Genomic DNA, 1,209 nt, shown 5'->3' on the forward strand with positions numbered 1-1,209 from the left:
TCTGAGCTGGGGGTGGCCGCAGAGACCAGCGAGAAGCGACTGTTTACTAAAAACACAGGTCCGTGCGAAGCCGTAAGGCGATGTATACGGACTGACGCCTGCCCGGTGCTGGAACGTTAAGGGGACCGGTTAGTCACTCTTCGGGGTGGCGAAGCTGAGAACTTAAGCGCCAGTAAACGGCGGTGGTAACTATAACCATCCTAAGGTAGCGAAATTCCTTGTCGGGTAAGTTCCGACCTGCACGAATGGCGTAACGACTTCTCGACTGTCTCAACCATAGGCCCGGTGAAATTGCACTACGAGTAAAGATGCTCGTTTCGCGCAGAAGGACGGAAAGACCCCGGGACCTTTACTACAGTTTGATATTGGTGTTCGGTTCGGCTTGTGTAGGATAGGTGGGAGACTTTGAAGCGGGCACGCCAGTGTTCGTGGAGTCGCCGTTGAAATACCACTCTGGTCGTGCTGGATGTCTAACCTCGGTCCGTGATCCGGATCAGGGACAGTGTCTGATGGGTAGTTTAACTGGGGCGGTTGCCTCCCAAAGAGTAACGGAGGCGCCCAAAGGTTCCCTCAGCCTGGTTGGTAATCAGGTGTTGAGTGTAAGTGCACAAGGGAGCTTGACTGTGAGACCGACGGGTCGAGCAGGGACGAAAGTCGGGACTAGTGATCCGGCGGTGGCTTGTGGAAGCGCCGTCGCTCAACGGATAAAAGGTACCCCGGGGATAACAGGCTGATCTTCCCCAAGAGTCCATATCGACGGGATGGTTTGGCACCTCGATGTCGGCTCGTCGCATCCTGGGGCTGGAGTCGGTCCCAAGGGTTGGGCTGTTCGCCCATTAAAGCGGTACGCGAGCTGGGTTTAGAACGTCGTGAGACAGTTCGGTCCCTATCCTCTGTGCGCGTAGGAATATTGAGAAGGGCTGTCCCTAGTACGAGAGGACCGGGACGGACGAACCTCTGGTGTGCCAGTTGTCCTGCCAAGGGCATGGCTGGTTGGCTACGTTCGGAAAGGATAACCGCTGAAAGCATCTAAGCGGGAAGCCTGCTTCGAGATGAGTATTCCCACCCCCTTTGAGGGGTTAAGGCTCCCAGTAGACGACTGGGTTGATAGGCCAGATCTGGAAGCCCGGTAACGGGTGGAGGTGACTGGTACTAATAGGCCGAGGGCTTGTCCTCAGTTGCTCGCGTCCACTGTGTTGGTTCTGAAAC

The 1,209-nt window shown here is 56.0% G+C and carries 1 rRNA gene; it reads left to right on the forward strand.

Going from position 1 to position 1,209, the window contains the following annotated elements:
* A 23S ribosomal RNA gene (locus AB0G47_RS40860) occupies positions 1-1,176 on the forward strand; the annotation flags it as partial.
* Positions 1,177-1,209: the final 33 nt, after the last annotated feature.

The organism is Streptomyces sp. NPDC021622, from assembly GCF_040640795.1.
In the GTDB taxonomy this organism is placed as follows: Bacteria; Actinomycetota; Actinomycetes; order Streptomycetales; family Streptomycetaceae; genus Streptomyces.